This is a genomic window from Kurthia populi (assembly GCF_042686175.1).
GTDB classification, from domain to species: Bacteria; Bacillota; Bacilli; order Bacillales_A; family Planococcaceae; genus Kurthia; species Kurthia populi.
In genome coordinates, this window is record NZ_JBHUOR010000040.1 from 98,429 (window position 1) to 124,734 (window position 26,306).

Below are 26,306 nucleotides of genomic sequence, written 5' to 3' on the forward strand. Positions count from 1 at the left end.
CTAAATACGGAATTTAAAAACTGAATTATGGTTTTTAAAATAGCAATAAGGGGTGATTTGATGTATCAAATTGATTTAAATTGTGATCTCGGAGAAAGTTTTGGTGCGTATACACTTGGCAATGATGCGGCCATTCTCGATTATGTGACATCTGCTAATATTGCCTGTGGCTTTCATGCGGGTGATCCAACTGTTATGAAAAAAACGGTTGAGCTTGCGCTTGAGAAAGAGGTTAAAATTGGCGCCCATCCAGGATTGCCAGATTTAGTTGGCTTTGGTCGCCGTAATATGGCGATTGCACCAGAAGATACGAAAAATATTGTCATCTATCAGCTTGGGGCACTGCAGGCATTTACGAAGGCTTTAGGGGGACAAGTCGAGCATGTGAAGCCACACGGGGCACTGTATAATATGGCCGCAAAAGATGCACGGCTTGCTGAGGCCATTGCAGAAGCGGTGTATGCTGTTGATCCATCGCTTGTCTTGTATGGCTTAGCAGGGAGCGAGCTTATTACAGCAGGTAAGCGCATCGGTCTTCAAACAGCAAATGAAGTATTTGCTGACCGTACATATCAGCAAGATGGTAGTCTGACACCACGTACACAGCCTCATGCGATGATTGAAACGGATGAGGAAGCGGTACGCCAGGTGATGACAATGGTCAAAGAGGGACATGTTCAAACACAGCAGCAAACGAATTTTGCACTTGATGCGCATACGGTGTGTATCCACGGGGACGGTGCACATGCACTGACTTTTGCAAAATACATCCATGAAACATTAACAAACAACCAAATAGACGTTACGGCGTATCGTTAGACTTAGGGGGAACCACAATGGGAGAAAAAGTCACACAAAAAGCGAGCCGTAGCGTCCTGCTCGGTGCCGCATTCTTAATGGCCACTTCATCAATTGGGCCAGGATTTTTAACACAAACAACTGTTTTTACAGAGCAGTTACTCGCAAGCTTTGGATTCGTTATTTTAGTATCTGTCTTACTCGATATTTTCGCGCAGATGAATGTTTGGCGCATTATCGTCGTTTCAGGCCTACGCGGACAAGAAATTGCGAATAAAGTATTGCCAGGGCTAGGAATTGTTTTAGCAGTGCTAATCGTATTTGGCGGTCTAGCATTTAATATAGGGAATGTCGCCGGTGCAGGGCTTGGCTTAAATGCGATGCTTGGCATGGATACGGTGACGGGGGCCATTTTAAGTGCCATTTTTGCCATCGTTATTTTCTTATTTAAAGAAGCAAGTAAAGTAATGGACCGCGCTGCACAAATTGCCGGTGCTGTCATGATTTTCTTAATGTTTTATGTGGCTGTTTCAACACATCCACCTGTTGGCGAAGCGGTTGTGCGTACGTTCGCACCAACAGATATTAGCATTTTAGCAATTGTTACACTTGTTGGTGGTACAGTCGGTGGGTATATTACGTTCGCAGGTGGTCACCGCCTACTCGATGCGGGTCTTAAAGGCGTCGAAGCGATTCCAGAGGTCAATAAAAGCTCGATTACAGGGATTATAGTGACAGCAGTTATGCGTATTGCTTTATTCCTAGCAGTATTAGGTGTTGTATCACAAGGACTTAAACTTGATGCCGCAAACCCAGCTGCTTCTGTATTCCAATTAGCATTAGGTGATATTGGGTACCGTATTTTCGGTGTGATTATGTGGGCTGCCGCTGTAACATCAGTCGTTGGTGCCGCTTATACATCTGTTTCCTTTATTAAAACCTTCCATAAAAATATTGCAAAGTATGAAAACTGGATCATTATCGCGTTCATTGCTATTTCAACATTGATTTTCGCATTGATTGGCAAACCCGTAAATGTTCTTGTATTAGCAGGCGCATTAAACGGCTTAATTTTACCATTAGCACTAGGTACATTATTAATTGCGGTATACAAAAAAGATGTTGTCGGCAGCTACAAGCATCCGATATGGTTAACGATTACAGGTGCCTTTGTAGTTATCGTGATGGGTGTTCTTGGCATTATGACATTAATTGAACAAATCGGTATTTTAGTAGGCTAGGAGGAATGACAATGAACTATCAACAACAATCACCACAAGCAATTCGCGAAGCCGTTCGAAACGGGACCATTACAGGACCGACAGCTGGCTATGCGATGGGCTATGCGCAAGCTAATCTAGCTATTTTGAAAAAGGAGCATGCTTTTGATTTTCTATTGTTTGCACAACGAAATCCAAAAGCCTGTCCGATTTTAGATGTCATTGAGCCGGGGAGTGTATCGCCATCGCGTATCGCAAAGAACGCGGATATTCGTACCGACATTCCAAAATACCGCATTTATAAACACGGGGAATTAGTCGAGGAAGTGAGCGATTTGAAGGACTACTGGTCAGACGATTTTGTGTGCTTCTTAATTGGCTGTAGCTTCTCATTTGAAAATGCATTGATGAATAATGACATCGACGTGCGTCATATTTCAGAAGGCTGTAATGTCCCAATGTTTAAGACGAATATTGCCACAGAAAAAGCCGGTATATTTGAAGGGCCAACCGTTGTATCTATGCGTCCGATTCCTGAAGCAGAGGTCGTGCGCGCTGTTCAAGTAACATCACGCTTTCCGTCCGTTCACGGCGCACCACTGCATATCGGCAATCCAGCGAGCATTGGCATTCGTGATGTGACAAAACCTGACTTTGGTGATGCAGTACCAATCAAAGACGGCGAAGTGCCAGTGTTCTGGGCATGCGGCGTAACACCACAGGCCATTGCCATGCACGTTAAGCCGGATTTAATGATTACACATGCACCAGGGCATATGTTTGTGACCGATGTAAAAGATGCATTTTACGGGGTTTTATAGGGATACAACATAATCTAAAAAACGCGTTACTTTAGCATATAAAGTAACGCGTTTTTTAATTGTGTGAAAGATCTCATTCATAATTATAAAATAAGATTAGAATAAAAAATAATCTTTTATTCATATAAAATAATTATTTTATAACAAAAAATAGTTCATTTGATTTAAAAATATAGTTATAATAGTTTTAAATATTTGTTTTGAAAGGATGCTTTAAATGATATTACAAAAGAAATTTGAATTTATTAAAAAATTAAAAGAAAAATATAATCTACCATTACAAGAATTACAAGAACATATTCACTATATGCAAAATTTTAAGGTGACAACACCTATTATTGGAGGATTTAGCACAGGGAAATCTACAATGATTAATGCTTTTTTAGGAGAAAAAATTTTACGAACAAATATTACAGCAGAAACCGCGATTCCAACAGAAATTTCATATGGTGCTTTCAATATACAAGCAGTAAAAGGCCATAATAAAAAATCACTGACATTAGATGAGTTGAAAAATCGAGAATTTTCTATTCAGGATACTGAGTATATTGAAATTCAAACGAACCATGCAATGTTAGCACAATTACCAACAATAAAATTAGTAGATATGCCAGGATTTGATTCAGGTATTCAGGCGCATAATACAGCAATTGATCAATATTTACCTAAGAGTTTGGCATATATTTTGACATTTTCTGCTGAAGAACCCGTTATGAAAGAAAGTATTTCAGATTTTTTGAATGAATTAAAAATACATGATGTGCCTGTTTATGTGTGTGTGACAAAAGCTGACAAAGTAACATCATCGACACTTGAAAAAAATATTGAAGCTATTCGTGATAGCGTAACATATTCTTTAGGCCTTGCTCCTAAAAAAGTTGTACCAATTTGGGCAAAAAAGAAGTTAAATGAAAATAATGAGAAAGTGATTGATGTAAATGGTTTAAAGAGTATTTTAAAAGACATTGAAGAAAATAGCCGCTTTATTTTTGAAAAACATTTTTCTTCATTATTAAAACAACATGTAACGATAGTGGAACAATATTTACAAGAAATGTTGAGAAGTACAGAGTTAACTGTTTCAGAATTAGATGAAAAAGAAGTGAGAATCCAAAGAGATATTGAACGAGTACAAGAGAAAGTAACAGTTGAACAAAAACATTTTTCAACGCAATTAAGTAATAGTATTACAATAATTCAAGCAAAAATTAACGATGAATTACAAGCTAATAAAAATACACTTATTTCAATGCTTGCGAGTGGTCAAGATATTCAAACAAAACTTAATTTAATTGTTCGTATGGCTATCACACAAGGAATTAAAACAGAATTCGAACCAACTTTACAAAAGCATATAAGTAAACTATCAAATGCAATTCAGTTAGATATGCCGATAGATACATTTAGACCTGAACAAAATAATATAGATGAAAAAACACATGAAACACTTAAAAATATTGCTTTGAAATCAGCGCCGCTTATTTTTACCGCAATTGGAGTAGCCTTAACAGGGCCAGTAGCTGCTATGATTATAGCTTCAATTCCGATAATTGCAGATTTACTTTTCAACCAACATAAAGAAAAAGAAGCAAAGAAACAAGCAGAGAAAAAATTAGTAATGGAAATTATTCCACAAGTTTTACAAGTAGCAGATGTTCAAGTTGCAAATGAGTTGGAAAGTTATTCTGAAACTATTCATGCGATGATTCAAGAAGATTTAATAAAAAAACGTGATTTATTACAAAAAGCATTAGAGGATACACGTACACAAAAATTAAATGAGCAAGTTGAGCAACAGCAATTGATAAGTGAATGGGAGAAGGATCTTGAACAAGTAAGGGGGATTTTAAATGACGCTATCGTTACCATGTAGTGATGAGATTTTTCGGCAATTTGATTTGTTGAAAAATATTACACGTAATAATGATGTACAAACGATTAGTGTAAATTTAATAAAATTGGAAAAACTGTTGTATGAACAATTACCAGAAGAAATTAAAGATTTAGCACCTCCAAATTTCCCTGAATTATATTTTAATTTTAAAGTTGAGTATGGTAAAATGCGTGATTTTATGCTTTACGAGCCTCTTATTGGGAAACATGTTGTAGCATTAGGTGGAGGGTTTAGTAGTGGAAAATCTACATTTTTAAATACCTTACTAAACACAAAAGTTTTGCCCGCAAAAATTGATCCTTCTACTTCAGTTGCGACATATATTGTTTCTGGTGAAGAAATAAAAGTTCAAGGTATTAATGTATTTGATACGAAGATGAATTTATCTTTGGAAGATTTAAAAATGATTGCACATGGTTTTGGGCGTAGTACAGATAATGAAGGTGAAATCATTTCTGAAGAAATAACATTAGGGCATATTTTAAAAAATTTGTTTTTACAAATTCCTACACAATCTTTTGAAAATATTGCATTTTTAGATACACCCGGTTATTCAAAAGCTGATGTATCAACTCATTCAACTAAAACAGATGAAAAAATTGCACGTGCACAATTAAATACGGCGGATTATATTTTATGGTTTGTACCAGCAGATGCTGGAACGATTACTGAACAAGATATTCAGTTTATTAAAACGCTTTATACGGAAATACCACTTTGTGTCATTGTTAATAAAGCAGATAAAAAAACAGATAATGATTTGGAACTGATTGTAGAAAATATTAAACAAGTTCTAGATTTAAAAGGAATTCGCTATACGAACGTATTTACATTTTCACGTAAAAAACATCAAGAATATGATAAAACATTTATTTTATCTCAACTAGCAGAATGGGACAAAGCAGTATATGAGGAATCATTTGCCTACAATTTTAAAAAATTATTTGTTAGATGTAGAGAATATTATGAAAAACAAATTTCTATAGAAAATCGTCGATTAAATCATTTAAACCAGGCTTTGACGTTAGCGGAAAGTGAAATTCAGGACTATTTAATATCACTTGTATTAGAAAGTAAAGTACGTATTCAACTTTTAAAAGAAACGAAACAAAAATTAAAATTACTGCAAGATAATTTTTTTGTAGAATTAAAATTTGTAGCGGATCAAGTTGGTATTTGTATGCCAGAGCCAGAAGAAATTGAATTGTTAAAAGATAAGACACAAAATTTATCTCAATTATTGCAAGCGTATAAACAGAAACATAATATTAAAGAAAGCTATGATATTGAAGCGCTTTTAAGCAAAACATTTGCAAATACAGTATCAAAATTTTTTGAGCAACCAGGTCAAAAAAATTATGCGACTAGGTTAGCTGGAATATTAGAAAATGAACTTACTTTATTGCCAGAAGAAGTTAAATTTAATGATTATTTAAACCGTAACTCTGCTATTTTTAGTGTATTGAACAATAATTTAGAGATTTCAGAGGATAAGAAGGATCTTAATGTAAATTTAGAACAACTTAATCAATTCACAACGATATTAAAAAAGACTTTGGAGGATTAATATGTCTACATTACAAAGTGTGAATGACATTACCGCATTTTTTCAAAAAGAATTACCTAAACGAATAGCATTTCATCAGCATCCGCTAAAGCAAGAAACTGATTATCTAAAAGAAGTATATCTTACTATGCTAGCTGTAATTTTACAATGTGAACATACTCCTGAAACAGAGCAAATTACTTTTTTTAAGCGCTTGATTGAAGGGATAGAGAGTGAAATATCTGCAGAACAATATATGAGACAAGCGTTGGTAGTTACGGAACAACTTCCACAAGATTTTTATAATGAATTGTATAAAAATAAGTTATTTAAAAATTTTATTATAGATGCATTAGTAATGATTAATTGCAAAAAAAAAATGAATACGCAGCAGCTTTTATTTTTAGCAGATTTACTTAATATTTTTCAAATTTCAGAAGCTCAATTATGTGAGTGGAGTATGTTTGCAAAAAATATATTAATACAAAATAAAGAAGCTATTTTAAAATATGTTACAGATTATGCAGATTTCGAAAATTTGAAGTTATTTGCTTATTACAATTTAGATAGTAATTATGATTACTATCTAGATAATGGGGATGTTCAACAAATCGAACATCTTATGAATTCGGAATCGGACTGTGTTTTTTTTGAAAACTGTAATTTTACAAAAAATCTGCTGACATATACAATACATTCTAAAAAAATTGTTCATTTTAAAAATTGTCATTTTGAAGGAATTTCTATACCCTTACAATATTTAAATTTACATGCACTTATTTTTGAAGAATGTCATTTTAAAAACTTTGAACATGCAGTAATGCTTATTGATAATGTAGAACACATATTTGTTACTAAGTGTAGCATTGAAAATTTAAAAATTTCAACACAGGATACAGCGGCATTTATAAATGTATATGAAAATAGTGGGAATATTATGATGGTTAATTGTGATTTTGAAAATATTATATATGAAAATGATGGTGTTTTATTTACTGAAAATTTAATAGGTTTGTTACCTAAAAATATTAATATACATTTACAGGATAATGTATTTAGAAAGATTCCAACAATGAAGGTTTTCTCTTTGTTTTCTAAATATGATGAAAATTTTTCATCTAATAAAAACTTTTTATTCAATATAAAAAGTTCTTTAAGTAATAATATAAATACTCATAAACTTCAAGTTGATATCAAGTACAATTTGAATTTCGATAGAAAAGAATTTGTTGGAAAAGCAACACTAGATGCTTATATTAAAAAACATTTAAATTTAGGTGGAAATCAAAATATACAAATAGATAACGAAGTTATTGATGATAATGATAACCGTAATAATGATATAAAGATTATGAGAAGAGGTTAAATTTTTATGTCTATTCAACAACAATTACAAGATTTGTCTCGCCAAATTGCTGACTTAAGCATGCAGGTAGAACAATCGACTGCACAATCTAGGGAAAAGAATAGAATTGACTATACTCAATTAATGAAGACAGCGAAACAATATCAATTTACTAATCATAGGGCATCTAAATTAGATGCTTATGTTAAAGCAACATATATGCAAATATTATGTAGCTTACTACACTTGTCGGATGGAAAATTTGAAGAGCGATTAATATTAATTACTTGTATTGCAGATAGTATGGGTGATTTAGATAATATTAGACAACATATGATAAGAGCATCTACTTTAACAGAGAAAGATATTACTGATTTTATAGTTATTATGAAAGAACAACAGCTTGACGAAGCATTTGCTATAGATGCGTTGATGCTTATAGGTATTAGCATGGAAAATGGATTAGTTCAAAGTGTCACAAATTTATTAAGTTTACTAGAAATTAATGAGGAAAGTTTTATTGAAATTTGTCAGTTTGTAAATTCAATACTTACAAAGAATTATACAAGTGTTAAAGGTTTTCTTTTAGATAAACCGTATTTAAAGAAAAATAGTAAACCGTATATTCGAGCTATTTTTAAAGACATTTATATTAATGATAGTGGAACACGGGATAAAAAAATACATTCCCTAATTCAAATAATAGACAAAAAAATAACAAAAAATGTTGTTATCAAGAATGCTAAAGTGAAAATTGATGAAAATATAATAATTGGTAATTTAACAGAAATAACTCTTGAAAATTGTCAAATTTATTCGGATAAATTAGATGTGGTATTTGAAAATACCAAAATGATAAAGTTGAAAAATATTAATTTAAATACATGTAAAAAATATAAACAAATCAATATTTCAAATGTTGCTTTTGTTGAAATAGATAAGTTAAAGTTGAGCGATAAAGTAATTTATACAGATTATCCAATTGTAATAAAAGGCTGTAAAAATCTCATTCTAAAAAATAGTAAAATAGTGGATAATGTAGTGAATCCATTAAATAATAATATAAGACAAAAAAATTATAGAGGCGTAATTAATTCATCTAAACTATTAGTAGCTTCATTTATTCATTGTGAAGGAAGTACTAAAATAGAGTTAGAGAATAATCAATTTGAAAATAATAAATTAAGAACTGCAAAATTAACAACTATAATAAATTAGGAGAAATCAAATGATTATTTTTGATAAAACAACTGAGCAACAATTTGAACAACATCTTCTAGAAATTAGTCATATAACAGAACATCTTAATTTTTTGTCACAAGGGGATTTGCTAGGACTCCATAAATTAAAAAGAACTTTTCAAACAAAGGTTGATGATTTTTATCAAAAAGAACGTAAGCTAAACATAGGTATTATTGGTCAGGTTAAGGCGGGGAAATCTTCTTTTTTAAATACAATGATTTTTAATGGGGAAGATGTGTTGCCCCGTGCGTCTACTCTAAAAACGGCAACACTTACAAAAATTGAATATAGTGAAAAGAATAGTATTGAAATTTCTTATTATAGTCAAAAAGAGTGGCAAGAAATTGAAGAACGCGCTCGTGTAAATTCGGAATTAGACGAATATCGTGTAGCACGTGAGATTTTATCACTTGCGCAAAAAAATAGTATTGATATAGATACATATCTAAAAAAAGGAACTGAAATTATTACATTTTCTAATGAAAAAGATTTAATGAGGGAATTAAATGAATATGTAGGTGAAAATGGAAAGATTACAGCGCTTGTAAAGTATGTAACGCTGAAAATAAACAATGAAGCGTTAAAGGATATTTCTATAGTTGATACTCCAGGAATGAATGATCCTATTGCATCAAGGACAGATAAGACGAAGCAATTTATGGAAGTTTGTGATGTTGTATTTTTCCTAAGTCGAGGGAGCAATTTTCTGGACCAAACAGATATGCATTTGTTAACAGCTCAGTTACCTCAAAAAGGAGTTAATCGTCTTGTATTAATTTCAAGCCGTTATGATGAAGCAATGCAAGATACAATTGATGATTACGATTCATTAGAGGAAACTAATATTGAGACAAAAAAGATACTTCAGAGTAATGCACGAATTAAAATAACTCAGTATATAGAAGCTTTACGTAATCGTGGTATGAGTAATGATATAATTCAAGTTTTAGAAGAATGTAAAAACCCAATTTTCGTTTCTTCTATGGCACATAATATGAGCCAAAAAGAAGTACAAAGTTTTACTGAAGATGAAAAGTTAATCATGCGCAATTTAAATGAGCATGATGATTTGGATAAAGATATGTTGATAGATATTGGAAATATTCGTGAAATAAAACGCATTTTCGGCGAAGTAATAGCACGTAAAGAAGAAATTTTAATAGAGAAGACTGCTGCATTTCTACCATTAGCAAAAAAAGAACTTTCTCAAGAAATGAAAAATATATTAACATTTCAAAAACGCCGACTTACTTTATTAGTTGAACATGATTATGAATCACTTGAACAACAAAAAAAAGCAATTGCTAGTCAAATGCAAAATATTAAAATGGCTACGACAAGTATTTTTACAGATATATTTACGAAGCTAGAAATGTGTAAAGCAGATGGAACACAGGCACTACGCCAAGCGAGTTTAGAATATTCAAATTTGAATGAACGTAGTGGAACAGATTTAGAAGAACGTTCTCACAATGTATCAACTTCAAAATGGTACAACCCATTTTCATGGGGGACGAGTAGGAAAGAATATTATACAGTTGAAGTACGCTATAGGTATTTAGATATTTCAGACGCACTAGAAAATATAAGGAACTTTGGGAATGAATCTGTGAATACAGTTGAAGAGTATTTTCAAAAAACGCTTGATTTCCATCAGCTAAAAAATCGATTGTTAAATACGGTTATCGAAAACTTCGATCCCGGTTCAGAATATTATGATCCTAGTTACTTTAAGTTATTGACAGAGAAAACTATTCAAGCAATTGAACTTCCTATTATTCGTATTAATTTGTCAGAGTACTTAAAATCAATGGGAAATAATTTTTCTGGGGAAGTACGTAATGCAAGCTCAAAAGTAGAGTTACAGAGTAAACTTTCAAGTCATATTAGTCAATTATTTGATGAAATATTAATACAGTTTATTAATGAAATCAAAGTATTTAAAGAAAAATTGACTGCTATTGATAATAATTTTACAACACAATTATTAAAGAATATTATACACGAGTATGAAATTGTATTAGCACGATTTAATGATAAAGAAAAAGAAATTTTAGCGCTTCAAGAAGGCGTTAAAAAACTTGAAAATCTAACAGCTAAGAAAATTTTAATATAGCTACACAAAAAAACGAGTGCCGTAGCACTCGCTTTTTTATTTTGGCTCAATTGTTGCGTTTTTTTTCAGCAATGGATTTTTCCAAGCCATCGCAAGTCCTAGTCCAGCAAGGATAAAGACAGTTGCGAAGTAGTATGGATAGTTAATATCAATATCGAATAACACCCCGCCAATCACAGGACCAAACACATTGGCAAGTGATGTGAAGAATGAGTTCATCCCACCAACAAAGCCTTGGTCATTACCTGCAATACGTGATAAATACGTAGTAGCAGCCGGACGAATTAAATCAAAGCCGATAAATACCGTAAACGTCACCGCCATAATCATCCAGTAAGAGTTAACAAGTGTCATCGCAAATACGAGAACGGCAGATAACAGTAGCATAATACGAATTAAATTAATTTCGCCGAGCGCCTTCATCATTGGATCAAAGAACACTACTTGGAAAATCGCACCTAAGATGGCCCCACCGGTAATCGCAATGGCGATATCTGACGGGCTAAAGCTGAATTTATGGTCTACATATAAGCTAAAGAATGATTCGAAAGCGGCTAGACCAAATGATGAAATGAAAATAACAGCAAATGCGATGAAAAACATCGGCATTAGTAATTTACGGAAGCTACTTTTTCCTGCTGTCTCATCTTCTGTAACTGGAATAATTGGACGCTCTGGCTCACGTAGTAAAATCATTGAACCGACAGCGGCCACAAGTCCAAGGATACCTGCTGAATAGAACGGGACACGCGTGCCAATTTCTGCTAAGAAGCCGCCAATCCCCGGTCCGATAATAAAGCCTGTCGAAATTGCTGCTGACATATAGCCAAGTGCTTTTGGACGGTTATCTTCCGTTGTAATATCGGCGATAAAGGCAGTGACAGCTGGCATAATAAATGCCGCACTCAAGCCGCCTAAAATACGGGAAATAAATAACACATCAATCGTTTTCCCGAAACCGAATAATAGTTCTGACAAACCGAAAATAATTAAGCCAATGACAATCATAATCTTTCGTCCGAAACGGTCTACCGCCTTTCCGGCAAATGGGGAGAAGATTAACTGTGTTAAAGCGAACGCCGCTGTTAAATAACCAACGACCTGTCCACTAATGTTTAATTCGTTCATCAACCTTGGCAGTACAGGGATAACTAACCCAATACCGAGGAAGGCAATAAACAAATTGACTAATAAAACGCCTAACGTGATGGATACTTTTTTACTCATGTTGTTTTACCTCTACATCTTAAAGTACCTATAATGTTAAAGCCTACAGTAACTGTAAGGTCAAGCCTTAATTTTTACTTTTAGCTCCACAATGTACGTAGGAGCTTCGTTTGGCGAGAAGCTTGTCGGTAAAAACAGCTCATACACAGGTGACTGTGCTTGCCATCCGCGCGTGTTAATGGCCTGATAGAACTTTTGATAATTTGATAAATAGTGATCAAATGTATATTCAAACGCAATGCATGCATAGTGGCCCGCTGGAGAGGTAATCAGATCCATGTTCGTCTGTATATAGTCAAAAGTATGGGATGTAAGTAGTGGCATAAACAAATAATCATAGCGTAAATCCTCGATTTTTTGATAATTCTGTAGCGGATAAATACCGCCATAGCGCACATTTACAGCACTTCCACTTTGTTCTAGAGTTTCAATTACCGAATTAAAATAAATACTAGGGTCATCAGGGAAGGTGAAACCGGGTGTTTTGACAGCGAGTAGGCGCTCACCTTCATCATCCTTCTCATAAATTTCTTCATATACAGGGATTTTAATTTGCTCCTCCAACTGCTTCATCGTTTTTTGCAGTACGAGTTGCACCTCCTGCATTTTACGCAATTTTTCACTCACACGCTCTTGCTGTTCATTTAGAAATGAAAATAACTGCGCAGGCGTAAAATTTTGTGCATGTTTAATATCATTTAGCGATGTTCCAATATATTTTAATGATTTAATCAAGTCCATATTTGCTAGCTGCAGCTCGCTATAATAGCGATAATTCGTTGCAGGGTCGACATAGGCGGGCTTAAATAACCCGATTTCATCATAATAATGAAGTGTACGTACGGGTAGATGAATCATTTTAGATACTTCACCAATTGTAAAATAATTTTGCTTCATGTTGTGTCCTCACTTACGATTCAATATAGCCAAGCTTTGTCGAAATATCACTGGCTGCCTGTTTGCCAAGTGTAATAAAACGTTCAAGTTCCGCGCCTACGTAATCCTTTTCAATACCTGCAATGCTAATACCAGCGATAATATCCCCTTTATAATCTAAAATCGGGAAGGCAATGGCTGCGGTAAAGTCCTCAAGCTCTGAATAACTAATCGTGTAGCCAACATTTCGCGCTTGTGAAATGGAGTGACGCAACTCTTCAATCGTTGAAATCGTCCCTTTCGCAAATGGAATAAGCTCCACGCGCTTTAAATATTCCTCGCGCTCCTGTGCCGGTAGAAAGGATAAAATGACACGCGCACAGGCCCCCGCATAAAGTGGTGTCCGGCGACCAATCATTGTATACAGGCGCACTGGTTGAATCGATTGGATTTTTTCGATATACACTGCTTCGTCGCGGTCACGAATAATTAAATTAATCGCCTCGCCAAGCTCCTTATGTAACTTCTCCATCGCGGGCATCGCTAATTGACGGATATCCATACGTTCCGACACAAGATGACCAAAGCGTAAAAAAAGCACTCCGAGGCTATAGTGACCATTTGTATCCTTATCAAGTAAATCCATTTCTTCAAGTGTTTGCACCATACGATAAGCTGATGTTTTTGGAATGCCTGAATACTCGACAATTTCATTAAATGATAATTTAGCATGTCGAATAAATAAATTTAAAATTTCCATCGAGCGCATAACCGTTTTATTTTTACTCTGCATGTTGTAACTCCCCCTCGTGCTAGTCCTTTTATTATACCGAAAGAGGGGACGCATGACACAATGAAAAGAAGCACCCAAATAGGAGTGCTTCTGACGTACTATCGTTCACAGGCAATGCCATCCCGGTCACGGTCCAAATCTGAATTTTGACGTGTGGCCGCTTTGTAAATAGAAGCCGAAACTTTTGCGCGACTTGCTTCATAGACAACGCGACCATTCCGCTTCTTCACTTTATTTTTCGTACTTGCTGACTTTCGAACACCATAAGGATATGCTTTGTTAAATGCGGTACAATTATTATACGTGCTTTTTGCGTCGGCTGTTACTGGTGCTGCAGTTGTCGTACCAAAGAACGTCGCACTGAGCATCATAGCCGCAAATGAAAATTTCACCATTTTTTTCATTTGAATCCTTCCCATTCCTTTGCTCGTTACCCGTATTTATATACATTATTCATATTATTTAATAAGGAGGAATTAAAAAGTGGACGCATTTACACTTCATAACTATCAAATAACGGTGACAATCCCTGAAAAACCCCATCCAAAGGAAGGATTTCCTGTGTTGTATGTACTAGATGGTGCGCATAATGGTCCGGTTGTACGTGCCATTATTGATGCGCAGATGATGATGCGTAAGCTGACAAAAATTTCGCGCATGATTGTCGTGACAATCGAGCAGCCACCTGCAAAGCGCTTTTTTGATTTTACCCCACAAGCTCCGCATTACAATGTCACTAGCACATTTCCGATGCCAAAAGAAGGACCATTTGGCGGAGCAGAGGTGTTTCAACAATTTTTAGTACATGACGTAAAGCCATTTATAGCGGCACATTATCCAGCAAGCTCCCGTAGTACCTTATTCGGTCATAGCCTATCAGGTTCTTACGTGCTGTGGCATCTGCTAACAGCGCCAGAAGATTTTACGAGCTATATTGCGCTCAGTCCATCCGTTTGGTGGAATGACGAGGAATTATTGACGTACAGTACAGCACTTCTTGAAGCACATTCGCCAAAGAGCTTGTATGTTGCCGTAGGTGAGTTTGAGCGCTCCATGCATGCACCTATTGAGCGTTTACTAACACATTTATCTGCTGTGCCACACACTTTTTATATTGCACCAGAGGAAAATCATTTATCCGTTTTACCGACAGTGCTAAGTCGTGCGTTGCGATTTATTAAATAGCTCAGAAAAAATCATCGATAACCTCAGAAAGCAGCTTTTCGATACGACATATTTTTCGATAAGTGACAACTGTAAGTATATAGGCATAGTGTCGTCGTATTCATTTGCTCTTTATCAGCATTATCACAAATCATTATGATTTTTTTGGCGATTTGTAGTAAAAAGTCGTACACTATCCGAATTAAAAACACCCGTTAGAGCTACTCTAGCGGGTGTTTTTTGGCCGTTTATCGGCTTATAAGGGTTTTTTTAGCACAGAGAAATCATCCGGATCATGAAAATTTGTCAACCGTCGATTTTTTTGAATAAATGTCATTTTACTTCTGCTATAGCGGCTTTTTGTATGTCCGAAAAGGTCTTTTTTTGGTAGGAATTGTCCTTTAGGGAATCATTTTTGCCCTAAAATCGTTCTTTTTGGGAATTAAAAATAGTATTTATTTTTGATGACGTCGCGAAATAAAAGTTTAGTTGACAGATTTTGCACGATAAGTAGGATTTCGATAAAAAAACGTGCGCTAATGGTCCTGTTTTGACACATATTTTAAACTATGTCGTATCTAAAACACGCTTTCTGCACGTATGAGTGATTTCTGAAAAATCATTTCTCAAAAGCTACATTGAACATTCAAATCGATTATAATGAAACAAAGAATGGATAAAGGAAGTACATATGATGAATGAAAAACAATTTGCGATGCAAAAGGCGGCGCATCGTTTATTTAAAGAAAAAAGCTACGTAGAAACATCAATTGCGGATATTGTGAAGGAGAGTAATGTGTCGCGGGGCACATTTTACAATTATTTTGCATCGAAGGCGGCATTGCTCGTTGAGATTACGCGTTCTTTTCAGGAACATTTAAAAGAGGAGCGCACTTTACTAACAGTGCAGCATCGTGGAACGGATGAGGAATTACTGCGAGAGATCATTTATTTATGTCGTGAGAAGGAACAAAACTCACGCATTAATCAAATCGTCGCGGAGGCAGCTGGGGAGAAAGATATTGACTTGGTGCGCTATGCAGAAGATTTGCGTATCAATCGTATGCAGTGGCTTCATGTGTATGTAAAGCGGGCTTTTGGTAGCACGTATCCGAACGCGACACTTGCAGCTACACAGTTTGTCGAATCAACTTTAAATTATCATATTAGTTTTAATCGTATCGTCAATAAACCACGTACCTTACGAGAAATTGTTGATTATTGTGTGGATTTAATGATTTTTGCGTTGCCAAAACTAGAAGAAAAGCCACTTTTTTCTACAGATGATTTTTTATTTGATGACCAAATGACATGTAAGGAACGCTTTACAGAAGCGGCGGATCAGTTAATTCAATGGCTCCTAACGCATGAGGTTGATAATGCAGTGCTGCTTAAAGAATATATTGAGCTTCTCCTTAGCCACCGCGAATTACCACTTACAAATCCAGCGCTAACAGCACATATAAAAAAACAGCTAGTCGAGGCGTTAAATCCAGACTACCCAGCAATTCATAATTTTGTAAAACTCATTGGTTAAGGACAATGAGTTTTTTTGTTGACATTCAATAGTTCATAGGGGTAAACTATCAACATTAAAACAGTTCATGCATATGAACTATATAAGGAGGGCTAAAGATGGAGCGTATTGCACATGCTATTTCACTGCTTGAGCGTGTGATGATTTCAGGAAATGAACTCGTGACGAAGCAATTGAACGAAGAAAACTTCAAAGGATTATCATCAGAACAGTACGAGGTTTTGAATTATTTGAAAATCCAAGGCGATAAATATCCGAGTGAGATTGCGAAATTTCAAGGAGTCCAAAAAAGTGCGGTGTCGAATCGACTGAGTAAACTGCTCACGCAGGGGTATATAGAATATGTATCATCTCCAACAGGGGATAAGCGCTATAAGCATGTTCATCTGACAGATGCAGGAATCGCATTATTGACGCAAATTAACGAAAAATATTGTGCGTTAATTCAAGAATGGTTTGAGGACTTTGAAGAGGATGAGCAGTTGGAGAATTTTATTAGCACATTAACAATGATTCAGCAACGTATTGATGAGAAAGGGGCGAAAGCATGAAGAACTTAAAAAATATGCGGACCGTAGCGCTTATTTTTTGGATTATCGCAGTAGTAGTAGCAGTTGTTGCATTACCAGATTTACAAAAGCTTGGACAGGAAAAAGGCCAAGTTGCATTACCGGCTGATTTTGAAAGTGAAAAAGCAGCAGCCATTTTAAATGATATGAATAACAACGGCAAGTCCACGTATGATTTTGCGATTGTCTTCAATGATGAAAAGGGAATCTCAAAGGCAGATAAGAAGAAAATGAATGAGGTTCTACAATATTTTGAGGATAATAAAAAGAAATATGGTATTACGGATACGCTGTTTTATAACGATAGTAAGCAAACAGAGGAACAGCTTGTTAGTAAGGATAAGACGACAATTATTAATCAGCTGTCAATTAAAAAAGAGTTAGAAAGTGCTACGGAGGTAGCTGATAAATTAAATGCGAAGCTAAAGGATTTACCGATGAAGACATACATTACAGGTAGTGATGTTGTCATGGATGACTTTGCGCAAACATCTCAAGAAGGGGTACAAAAAACGGAGATTGTGGCGATTATTTTCATTATCATTATTTTGATTATCGTTTTCCGCTCACCTGTTGTACCGTTTGTGTCTCTGTTATCTGTAGGGGTTTCTTATATTGTGTCACTTAGCATTATTGCACAGCTTGTTGACGCATATAACTTCCCCTTCTCAAACTTTACACAAGTCTTTCTTGTCGTTATCCTGTTCGGGATAGGAACCGATTATAATATTTTATTATTCACGCGGTTCCGCGAAGAGCTTGTGGCGAAGGGGCATGTGCTACATGCTATTAAAGAAACGTATCGCACAGCAGGGCGCACCGTACTTTATAGCGGCATTGCCGTATTATTCGGCTTAGTGGCGTTATTCTTTGCGGAATTTAGCTTCTACCGTGCAACGGGGGGTGTTGCAATTGGCGTGCTTGTGCTCTTATTGGTGCTGTTTACATTAAATCCATTCTTCATGGGGCTACTTGGTATGAAACTTTTCTGGCCAGTGAAAAATGTGAAGTCTCATGCAGATAATAAGCTGTGGGGCTTCCTTGCATCCCAATCATTTGCGCGCCCATTTGTGGCATTAGCCATTGTAGCCATTATTGCGGTGCCATCGATTTTAATGTATTCAGGAAAGCTGAACTTTAATGATTTAACGGAAATTAGTGATAAGTATGAATCGAAGCAGGCGATTAACCTCATCTCAGATAAATTCCCTGCTGGGATGAGTTCACCAACGACATTAGTCATTAAAAGTGATGAAAAATTAACGTCAGCAGAGGCGCTACAAGAAATTGATCGCCTGACTGCGCGATTAAAAGAAGTAGATGGTGTTGATAAAGTATATAGTGTCACACGTCCAGAAGCGAAAAAAATCAAGGAGCTGTATTTAGGTGATCAGCTTGATACGGTGACAGATAGCTTAGATGAAATGGAAAAAGGTACGAATAAAGTTCGGATAGGTTTAGAGGATGCGGCAAGCCAATCGGCGGCTGCTACCGAGCAAACCGCAGCAATGCTTCCTCCACAAGCTGCTCAGCAAATGGCTACTCAGGCAGAAGCGCAGGCACAAGGCTTAAAGCAAGCAACAGGTGGCTTAAAGCAAGTGGAAGATGGCCTAAAGCAAACGCAGGATTATACGAGTGAAGCGGCAAAAGGCAATGCGAATGTCTTAAATGTGCCAGATGATGTGCTGACAGGTAAGGACTTTAAACAAAGCTTAGATACGTATATGAATGATGACCAAAATACGACAACGATGCGGATTATTTTAAAGGAAAATCCATATACCGCAGAAGCAATGGATGTAATGAAGGAAACGCAAAGTGTCGTGCATTCATTCGTTGAAGGCTCCTCTACATTACATGATACAGACGCTTATCTAGGTGGTAAAACGATGTCAAACGTCGATTTACAACAAATGTCGGATAGTGATTTTAAACGCAGCATTATCATTATCTTAATCGGTATTTCACTGATGTTACTGTTCATTACGCGTTCACTTGCACAGACGGCTACGATTTTAGTCGCACTTGTTGTCGCAAGCTTCGCAAGTCTAGGTATTACCGAATGGATTGCTGCAACCTTCTTAGGACAGGAAACACTGAGCTGGAACGTACCATTCTTCACGTATATTATGCTCATCACACTCGGCGTCGATTATTCCATCTTCCTAATGATGCGCTATCGTGAAGGTGAGAATTTAGGACTTGAAATGATTGTAGAAGCTTGTAAGAAAATGGGGGGCGTCATTTTATCAGCCGCTGTTATTTTAGGTGGTACATTCGCCGCACTCATTCCATCAGGTATTAATACATTAATTCAAGTGGCCGTAGCCGTTATGATCGGGCTTGTGTTCCTAGCCGTGCTACTCATGCCGGTGTTTATCCCAAGTACCTTTGGCTTATCGAAGAAAATGAATGAACCGAAGAAAAAAGCATAATGAAAAAAGAGCTTAGCAAATGCTAGGCTCTTTTTTTGAGCAATACTATGTGCAAATGTCATTTTTGCTCGTCATAATGATCGAAATAGTTCCCTTTATCGATGATTTCCTGTGTGCTTAAGCTTGTCCATTTCTCGATGGAAGTACTCGGAGCGTTTGCTAAATACGATTCAATCATTTTATACCCTTCGCTATAGCCATAAAGAAACGGTAACTCATTGCCACCTCGTAGAATTTCGAGTGAACGAGTTGAATTGATTGTGTCCAAATCCTTTTCAATTTCAGCCCAAAAATTCTTATCGTATGTAGGGTCTACAGGGGTAGATTCTAATGTAGGATAGACCATTTTTTCAAACATTACTGCTTTTCCTTCAAAAATCAAATTGTCTAAAACCGTATTTGTATCATAATGAAGTCCTTTTTCCGCATACATACTATGATGATATTCATGCGCTATCGTCGTTTTTAAAAAATCCGCATCAATTAATAAATCATTATAAGGGATGATGATTTTTCCAGCGCCAACCGTGTAGGGAGATGCATTAATATCAATACTAGGGAAGATACACACGGTTACACCTTTTTTAGTCGGTAATAAGGCTGCAGACTTTTCTAATGCCTCTTGGATTTCCTCGTTTAGCTGTGTTTGATTGGTTGCAAGAAAATCATTGATTATCTTTAGTTCCGTTAACCTTGTAGGTGCGTCATAGAGTGTAGCATCTGCCATATAAATGTATTCACCTTTTTTAAAGCACTCGTCATAAATTGGTTGAATAACCGTTTCTTGATACAAGTCTGATGATGCTTCACTTGGATTTTTTTGCGCCTGTTCGATGTAGTTTTTAAATAATGCGGCCGTGTGAATGATTTGGAAATTTTGCTTATCTTGTTCAAAGGAATAAATGTCCTCTGTAGGTGCAGCCTGCTGACAGGAGCTCAGCAAAGCCAGTACACAAATTACTAGAAAAAGAATGCCTGATTTCAACTGCTTTCCACCTTTGCTGTGAATAGTCTTTTATTTAATTGTAACAAATTATGGAAAAAATATGTGCTGTTTCTTTTATTTTTATCCGGTAAAATTGGCGATAAATCAGCTGTTAAACGATTGCGAGGTCTTAAAAAAAGCGTTATGACAAGTACTTCATTGTCATAACACTTGTATATTTGTAAAAACGAATACTTATTTACATGAAAACAAATTATCGCTTTACTTTTTCTAAATTCGCAACGGTTCCACCGTCAACACGTAAGTCAATTCCTGAAATATAGGATGCATCATCGCTTAATAGGAATGCAACAGCTGTGGCGATTTCACTTGCTTCACCTTCACGTTGTAGCAGTGTTAGCTCAAGCATCGTTTGCATTTCTTTTTGCTGTGACGCTTCCTGGCGACCCATTGGTGTATTGATTGTGCGTGGAGACCTACGAATTTCTGCAAATTGTGGGTAAGTTAATGAAAACTGGGCCGAGCGTGTGGATGCACGAATTGAGGGGATGGAATGAGAGGAAATTGCGCAAAAGCGTAATTTCCTCTTTTTTGTGTACACTAGCTACAAAGGATGTGAGGCATATGTTAAATCGTTTGAAAAAAGGGGATAAAATTGGTATCTTTTCACCGTCCTCCCCAGCATCAGTTACCGCAAAAAAACGCTATGACCGCGCGAAGGCCTATTTAGAGAACAAAGGTTTTATCATTGTCGAGGGTGAGTTGACCGGGAAAAGTGAGATTTACCGTGCAGGAACACCTAAGGAACGTGCAGCAGAATTGAATGCGCTTCTTCGCGACCCGTCGATTAAAATGATTATGTCGATGATTGGAGGCACGAACTCGAACAGTATGCTGCCCTATCTTGATTATGCACAATTTGCGCGCACACCAAAGCTCGTCGTCGGCTACTCTGATACTACGGCGATTTTACTCGCGCTATATGCTAAAACGGGAATTTCGACCTTTTATGGCCCGGCGCTTGTGCCATCTTTTGGTGAATTTCCGCCACTTGTCGATGACACCTATACGTATTTTGAACAGTATTTTTGCGATGCACAGGTCCCCTATACACCGAACATGCCTGCTATGTGGTCGGATGAAGCGGTCAATTGGCTTGACTACGAACGCCCGAAAAAGCTATTTAAAAATGAATGGCATAGCATAGGCACAGGCAGAGTCGAAGGGCGTCTAATCGGAGGCAATAACAATGCGATGTATGGCTTTATTGGGACCCCTTATTTCCCGGAAATCCGTACCGGTGATATTTTATTGATCGAGGATACGATGAAATCACCAGACGTCGTTGAGAAAAATATGGCGATGCTCAAGCTCCATGGTGTCTTTCATAAAGTGAGTGCCATCTTACTTGGGAAGCATGAGGGTTATGATGATCATGGCACAGGAAAACAGCCACTAGACATTCTCCTAGAACAGCTAGACGGCGCAGCTATACCGATTTTATCAGGTATTGATTGCTGTCATACTCATCCCATGCTGCCACTCGCCATCGGGAAAAAGATTCGAGTAGACTTTGAACATAAAACAATTACAAGCATTGAAGATTGGTTTGTTAATAAGTAAAAAAATATACATGTTTACAAAAAATAAAAGGAATCGCAGCTATTGCGATTCCTTGTTTATTTAGCGTTTTTTAGCACTTGTTACTTTATAATACGTCACTTGCTTACCTTTTTTCTTAATCGTGATTAAAACAATCCCATGATTTTTCGCAATAAACGTATAGCCACCATCTTGGTTTTTAATGCGGATCACATTTTTATATGTTTTGTTGCCAACCTTTTTCGTCGTATTTACTGATTTCACTTCGTAACGATAGCTGTAGGCATTGCCCTCTAAATCATATTCTTTCAGCTTATACGTTTTTCCGCTTGTCATTGGAAATTTATATGCGGGCGTTAAATAGACATCTGAATACGCTACACCGAGCGAAAGATATTTATCATTATAGAGATGGGTGTAGCCACGATAATTTGTTGTTGTACATTGACGCAGGGAAGCAGGGCCACTACATTTGAGATTTGACAATCGTTTTGGTGTACCTTCTAAATCGTACGTACTGTAGCTATAACCTTTACTTGGCACATAATTGGAACCAGCAGAAACGGTTGCCGCGGAACTTGTCATCGGTGCGATGGCTAAGGACAGAGTAGTGACGGCAGTGATGAACCATTTTTTCATACAAACACCCCTTTTTTGTATTTTATTGACTGTACCACATCTATTTCATGAATGAAATAGGCTATAATTAGGATAATCATAAGGGGGATTTTACGATGCTAAAACCACTGAAGCACCAACAATTTAATCACGAACAACAACCAAATAGCGATTACCACGAGCACGAATTAATCGACGTTCAGTTTACGAATACGAATTTAACAGAAAGCTATTTTAATGATAGTCAGCTTACAGATGTGTCATTTGAGGGCACTGATGTATCCAATACCGATTTTACAGGCGCTACATTCGACCAGGTTTCCTTTAAAGATGCGCTGTTGACGAATACGAATTTCCATCTTGCGGAGTTTCATCATGTATCATTTGTCGGTGCCACACTCACGAATACAAAATTTAATCAGGCTGTTTTCCGCCAGTGTACTTTTTTGAATGACCAGGGAGAGAGCGTAGATTTAAGCAGCTGTGATTTTACCGAAGCGGATTTTGCCTTTGAGGATATGAGCCATATACATTTTGGTCAGGCAAAGCTACAAAATTTAAACGGCGAGGGTACACAATTTACCCATGCGAATTTAGCGGGAGCTAATTTAAAAAATGCAGACCTACTCGGCGCAAATCTTGTCGGTGCTGATTTAACAGATGCAGATCTCACTGGCGCCTTCACAAAAAATGCGGTGTTTACTAAAGAAAATGCATCTGAAGCTAAACCTACCAAACCCACTCCAAAGAAATCCATAAAAGGCTTTATCTTTACGATGCTATTTATTATTGTAATTGCCCTGTTAATTTGGGAGTTTGTGAAATAGATGGGCTACATCAAGGATTTACGTAAAAAAATAGGCACCGCACCCATCATAATGGTCGGTGCCTGTGTGCTGATTTTCAACGAACAACGCCAGCTCCTTCTACAAAAACGAATTGATAATCATTGCTGGGGACTTGCAGGAGGCTCGATGGAACTTGGCGAAACCCTCGAACAAGTCGCTACACGCGAAATGCTAGAGGAAACTGGACTCACACCACATGAACTAAAGCTATTTAACACATTTTCTGGACCCGAACTTTATTATAAATATCCACATGGCGATGAAGTTTACAACGTCGTCACTGCCTTTGTTTGTACTGACTATCATGGAACCCTCGCATTTGATGAAGTAGAAGCAAGTGCCATTCAATTTTTTGATTTAGATAAGCTGCCAGAGGAAATTAGCCCACCAGATCAAGTTGTGTTGGATGCGTATGTGCGGGGAATGAATGGTGGGGATTAAAGCTGGATTGGGTTGGAGAGGTTGTTTGGTAGAGAAGCGGTATTTGGCGAGGGGATCGACTCCCGCCGTCTCCATACATGAATTTCATAGAGATTCAATGAGTGTCAAAATCCTTGATAGATAAGGATTTTGGCACTTTTTTAATTTCATTGGGTTTCAATGAATATCAAACGAACGTAGCTAAAGACGTAGCTGCTACGTGTGAATAGATGGTAATCTAATTTTTTTAAATCCGTTTAACCAATTTCCCCGTGCTCCTGGGTGATATGTATTAAAAATAGAACCTTCAAAATCTTTGGCTTCTGACAAAGATTTAGTTACTTCATTTTTTAGTTTATCTGTACAGGCATTTATTATAATATCTCTTGAATATAATGTGTTTATTTGATCAATGAATTTTTTTCTGTAATCTGTATTTCTCCATATACCTTTCCAAACATTATTTCGTAAATTGAGGTACTGGTCTGCAAGATTTTCACCATGAATAGTGCCTAAAGATGTTTGAAGTGGAATTGGATTTACTAATGCAATTTCAATAACTTCATTTTGTTTGAATTGCACATGGCTGTTTATATTTTTAAGTAAACTTTCAATGTTTGAATTTATTTTTGTTCCTGTATCAGCTTGTGCAGGAGAAATAGGTTGCATATCAGATGTATATTCATCAACATGTGGTGATTCTAAAACAATAACTATTTTCCTATGATTATGATTATTAAAATATAAAAATTCTTCATTGTAATTTGAATTAGGATGAATTTTTTTAGACATAGTAAGAGAGCAGAATTTACTGTTACTATATTTGAATTTATATCTAATTACATTAGGAATTGCTGTCCAAAAATAATGATTAATAATTATATCTTGGTTATTTTTGGTGATGAAATTAACTGGTGTTGTGGATGAAGATAAGCTATTTAATACAGAATCATCAGTACATTGTATTTCAATTAAATTAGGTTCATTAGGTAGTTGTAAAAAGAGAGTCATTAAATTCTCCAATTCTTTTAAAGTTATTTTTAAATACTTAAATACTCTTCAAACTTCTGAATAGCACTTTCTTTTGCTTTAGTAGAAACGTGAGCATAGATGTTCATTGTCGTTTGAATATCGCTATGTCCTAAACGATCTTGTACCTCTTTAATTTTTGCTCCAGCTTCAAATAGTAGGGAACAATGTGTATGACGTAATCCATGTGTTGTGATTGGTTTGAGATTGTATTTCTTTTGAACTTGTACAATCCATTTACGTGTTTTTGTTGGTTGTAAAAATTCATTATGTTCATTACTGAAGACTAATTGATTAGGTGATTTTGTGTTAAAACCTAATTTGAAATAGTCTTCTTTTTGTTGTTTACGCCATTCTTTCAAGATTTCCATAGTGCGTGAATCCATTGTAATCGTACGTGCAAAGCCTGTTTTTGTGGATTTTACATATAGTTGATTATCTTTGCCACGTGAGATAGCTTTACTAATAACGATTTTGTTATGTGTGAAGTCTAAGTCTTTCCATGTAAGTGCTAATGCTTCACCTTTACGCATACCGCTATAAGCTAGAAGACGGAACAGTGTATAGGCTTTTACATTTTTCTCTTTTTCAAAACAACATAAAAACTCGATTAACTCTTCACGTGTATAAAAGTTTTCTTCCGCTTCTTCCATACTCGCTTGTTTCTTCTTTAAAGCGACAGGCATATCTACATAATCAAATGGATTTGATTGAATATAACCCCGCTTAACTGCAAAATTCATTACTTTCGCAGCGTATGATTTCACTTTTTGGAAGTGTTTCAGTTTATCTGCCCATTCATCTAAGTGCTTTTGGCAAACGTCAATTGTAATCTTTTCAATTTTGTAATCACTCATAGATTTTAAAATATGATTTCTAAAAATACCTGTTGTTTTTACAAAGGTACTTTCTTCCACTGTTTTTTCATATTGTTTTACCCAAAGGTTATAAACGTCTAAATATGTCTCCGCTACTTGTTTAAAAAATGTACCTTTTTCAATTTGTAGTTTAATCCGAGCTAATTCTAGTTTTGCTTCTTTTTGTGTTTTGAAGTTTGAACGTCTCGTGCGTTTTTGTTTTCCTGTAAGTGGATCAATACCTACATAAATTTGGAAGCGGTAACGTTTTTCACCGCTCTTTAACTTATATTTTTCAATTGGTGTTGTATTTTTTGACATGATAAATCTCCTTCTATTTTGCGTTGTAAGAGCAATAAAAAGAAGAGAAATCACCTTCAATATCCATTATACCCCAGTAGAT

General features: G+C 36.0%; 24 protein-coding genes. 15 read left to right on the plus strand and 9 right to left on the minus strand.

What is annotated here, in order from left to right:
- Positions 1–60 precede the first annotated feature (60 nt).
- The 8 genes from ACFSY7_RS07880 to ACFSY7_RS07915 all read left to right on the plus strand — a co-directional run bounded on the left by ACFSY7_RS07880 (position 61) and on the right by ACFSY7_RS07915 (position 10,982).
- A complete protein-coding gene (locus tag ACFSY7_RS07880; RefSeq protein WP_139993810.1) occupies positions 61–819 on the plus strand; it encodes a LamB/YcsF family protein in 759 nt (252 codons plus the stop codon).
- Between the two features lie 17 nt (positions 820–836).
- Positions 837–2,039 (plus strand): NRAMP family divalent metal transporter, encoded by a 1,203-nt coding sequence (locus tag ACFSY7_RS07885; protein WP_380147466.1) that lies wholly within the window; start codon positions 837–839, stop codon positions 2,037–2,039.
- A gap of 5 nt (positions 2,040–2,044) precedes the next feature.
- Positions 2,045–2,839 (plus strand): putative hydro-lyase, encoded by a 795-nt coding sequence (locus tag ACFSY7_RS07890; protein WP_380147467.1) that lies wholly within the window; start codon positions 2,045–2,047, stop codon positions 2,837–2,839.
- 217 nt (positions 2,840–3,056) lie between these two features.
- Entirely contained in the window at positions 3,057–4,712 is a 1,656-nt protein-coding gene (locus ACFSY7_RS07895) for a dynamin family protein (protein ID WP_380147468.1), read from the plus strand.
- Positions 4,690–6,300 carry a dynamin family protein gene (locus tag ACFSY7_RS07900; RefSeq protein ID WP_380147469.1) on the plus strand — a complete coding sequence of 537 codons (1,611 nt, stop codon included), beginning with the start codon at positions 4,690–4,692 and terminating at the stop codon, positions 6,298–6,300. Before ACFSY7_RS07895 ends, ACFSY7_RS07900 begins: the two co-directional genes overlap by 23 nt.
- Before the next feature lies 1 nt (position 6,301).
- Positions 6,302–7,645, plus strand: a complete 1,344-nt coding sequence (locus ACFSY7_RS07905; protein ID WP_380147470.1) for a hypothetical protein — start codon at positions 6,302–6,304, stop codon at positions 7,643–7,645.
- A 6-nt stretch (positions 7,646–7,651) separates the two neighbouring features.
- Positions 7,652–8,842, plus strand: coding sequence for a hypothetical protein (locus ACFSY7_RS07910; protein WP_380147471.1), 1,191 nt, complete (start codon positions 7,652–7,654; stop codon positions 8,840–8,842).
- Between the two features lie 10 nt (positions 8,843–8,852).
- A complete protein-coding gene (locus ACFSY7_RS07915) occupies positions 8,853–10,982 on the plus strand; it encodes a dynamin family protein (RefSeq protein ID WP_380147473.1) in 2,130 nt (709 codons plus the stop codon).
- Between the two features lie 36 nt (positions 10,983–11,018).
- Here ACFSY7_RS07915 and norA read toward each other — a convergent pair whose 3' ends face one another.
- From norA to ACFSY7_RS07935, 4 genes are all read right to left on the minus strand, one after another.
- On the minus strand, positions 11,019–12,209 hold the full coding sequence (norA, locus tag ACFSY7_RS07920) for a multidrug efflux MFS transporter NorA (protein ID WP_126989331.1): 1,191 nt from the start codon (positions 12,207–12,209) through the stop codon (positions 11,019–11,021).
- 60 nt (positions 12,210–12,269) lie between these two features.
- Entirely contained in the window at positions 12,270–13,106 is an 837-nt protein-coding gene (locus ACFSY7_RS07925; RefSeq protein ID WP_380147474.1) for a MerR family transcriptional regulator, read from the minus strand.
- 13 nt (positions 13,107–13,119) lie between these two features.
- Positions 13,120–13,878 (minus strand): IclR family transcriptional regulator, encoded by a 759-nt coding sequence (locus ACFSY7_RS07930; RefSeq protein ID WP_126989333.1) that lies wholly within the window; start codon positions 13,876–13,878, stop codon positions 13,120–13,122.
- 98 nt (positions 13,879–13,976) lie between these two features.
- On the minus strand, positions 13,977–14,282 hold the full coding sequence (locus ACFSY7_RS07935) for an excalibur calcium-binding domain-containing protein (protein WP_233600503.1): 306 nt from the start codon (positions 14,280–14,282) through the stop codon (positions 13,977–13,979).
- 79 nt (positions 14,283–14,361) lie between these two features.
- Between ACFSY7_RS07935 and ACFSY7_RS07940 the strand changes: the two genes are divergently transcribed.
- The 4 genes from ACFSY7_RS07940 (at position 14,362) to ACFSY7_RS07955 (ending at position 19,583) form a co-directional block, all read left to right on the plus strand.
- Positions 14,362–15,063 carry an alpha/beta hydrolase gene (locus ACFSY7_RS07940; protein WP_380147475.1) on the plus strand — a complete coding sequence of 234 codons (702 nt, stop codon included), beginning with the start codon at positions 14,362–14,364 and terminating at the stop codon, positions 15,061–15,063.
- A gap of 673 nt (positions 15,064–15,736) precedes the next feature.
- On the plus strand, positions 15,737–16,579 hold the full coding sequence (locus ACFSY7_RS07945; protein ID WP_380147476.1) for a TetR/AcrR family transcriptional regulator: 843 nt from the start codon (positions 15,737–15,739) through the stop codon (positions 16,577–16,579).
- A 98-nt stretch (positions 16,580–16,677) separates the two neighbouring features.
- The gene (locus tag ACFSY7_RS07950) at positions 16,678–17,130 is read left to right on the plus strand and encodes a MarR family winged helix-turn-helix transcriptional regulator (RefSeq protein WP_380147477.1); all 453 of its coding nucleotides are present in this window, start codon (positions 16,678–16,680) and stop codon (positions 17,128–17,130) included.
- Complete coding sequence (locus tag ACFSY7_RS07955; protein ID WP_380147478.1) at positions 17,127–19,583, plus strand: MMPL family transporter; 2,457 nt, start codon at positions 17,127–17,129, stop codon at positions 19,581–19,583. Before ACFSY7_RS07950 ends, ACFSY7_RS07955 begins: the two co-directional genes overlap by 4 nt.
- Positions 19,584–19,641: 58 nt before the next feature.
- Here ACFSY7_RS07955 and ACFSY7_RS07960 read toward each other — a convergent pair whose 3' ends face one another.
- Positions 19,642–20,568: a DUF2268 domain-containing putative Zn-dependent protease gene (locus ACFSY7_RS07960; protein ID WP_380147479.1), complete on the minus strand. Its 927-nt coding sequence runs from the start codon at positions 20,566–20,568 to the stop codon at positions 19,642–19,644.
- A gap of 214 nt (positions 20,569–20,782) precedes the next feature.
- A complete protein-coding gene (locus ACFSY7_RS07965) occupies positions 20,783–21,130 on the minus strand; it encodes an SDR family oxidoreductase (RefSeq protein WP_380147480.1) in 348 nt (115 codons plus the stop codon).
- A 23-nt stretch (positions 21,131–21,153) separates the two neighbouring features.
- Between ACFSY7_RS07965 and ACFSY7_RS07970 the strand changes: the two genes are divergently transcribed.
- On the plus strand, positions 21,154–22,152 hold the full coding sequence (locus tag ACFSY7_RS07970; RefSeq protein WP_380147481.1) for a S66 family peptidase: 999 nt from the start codon (positions 21,154–21,156) through the stop codon (positions 22,150–22,152).
- A gap of 60 nt (positions 22,153–22,212) precedes the next feature.
- On the opposite strand, the gene ACFSY7_RS07975 is transcribed toward ACFSY7_RS07970, so the two are convergent.
- Positions 22,213–22,770, minus strand: a complete 558-nt coding sequence (locus ACFSY7_RS07975; protein WP_380147482.1) for a hypothetical protein — start codon at positions 22,768–22,770, stop codon at positions 22,213–22,215.
- A gap of 95 nt (positions 22,771–22,865) precedes the next feature.
- Here ACFSY7_RS07975 and ACFSY7_RS07980 point away from each other — a divergent pair, with 95 nt between their 5' ends.
- Both ACFSY7_RS07980 and ACFSY7_RS07985 read left to right on the plus strand, forming a co-directional pair.
- Positions 22,866–23,576, plus strand: coding sequence for a pentapeptide repeat-containing protein (locus ACFSY7_RS07980; RefSeq protein WP_380147483.1), 711 nt, complete (start codon positions 22,866–22,868; stop codon positions 23,574–23,576).
- Positions 23,577–24,038, plus strand: a complete 462-nt coding sequence (locus ACFSY7_RS07985; RefSeq protein WP_380147484.1) for an NUDIX hydrolase — start codon at positions 23,577–23,579, stop codon at positions 24,036–24,038.
- A gap of 195 nt (positions 24,039–24,233) precedes the next feature.
- Here ACFSY7_RS07985 and ACFSY7_RS07990 read toward each other — a convergent pair whose 3' ends face one another.
- Positions 24,234–25,040: a hypothetical protein gene (locus tag ACFSY7_RS07990; protein WP_380147485.1), complete on the minus strand. Its 807-nt coding sequence runs from the start codon at positions 25,038–25,040 to the stop codon at positions 24,234–24,236.
- Positions 25,041–25,057: 17 nt separating this feature from the next.
- Complete coding sequence (locus ACFSY7_RS07995) at positions 25,058–26,224, minus strand: site-specific integrase (protein ID WP_380147486.1); 1,167 nt, start codon at positions 26,222–26,224, stop codon at positions 25,058–25,060.
- Positions 26,225–26,306 lie beyond the last annotated feature (82 nt).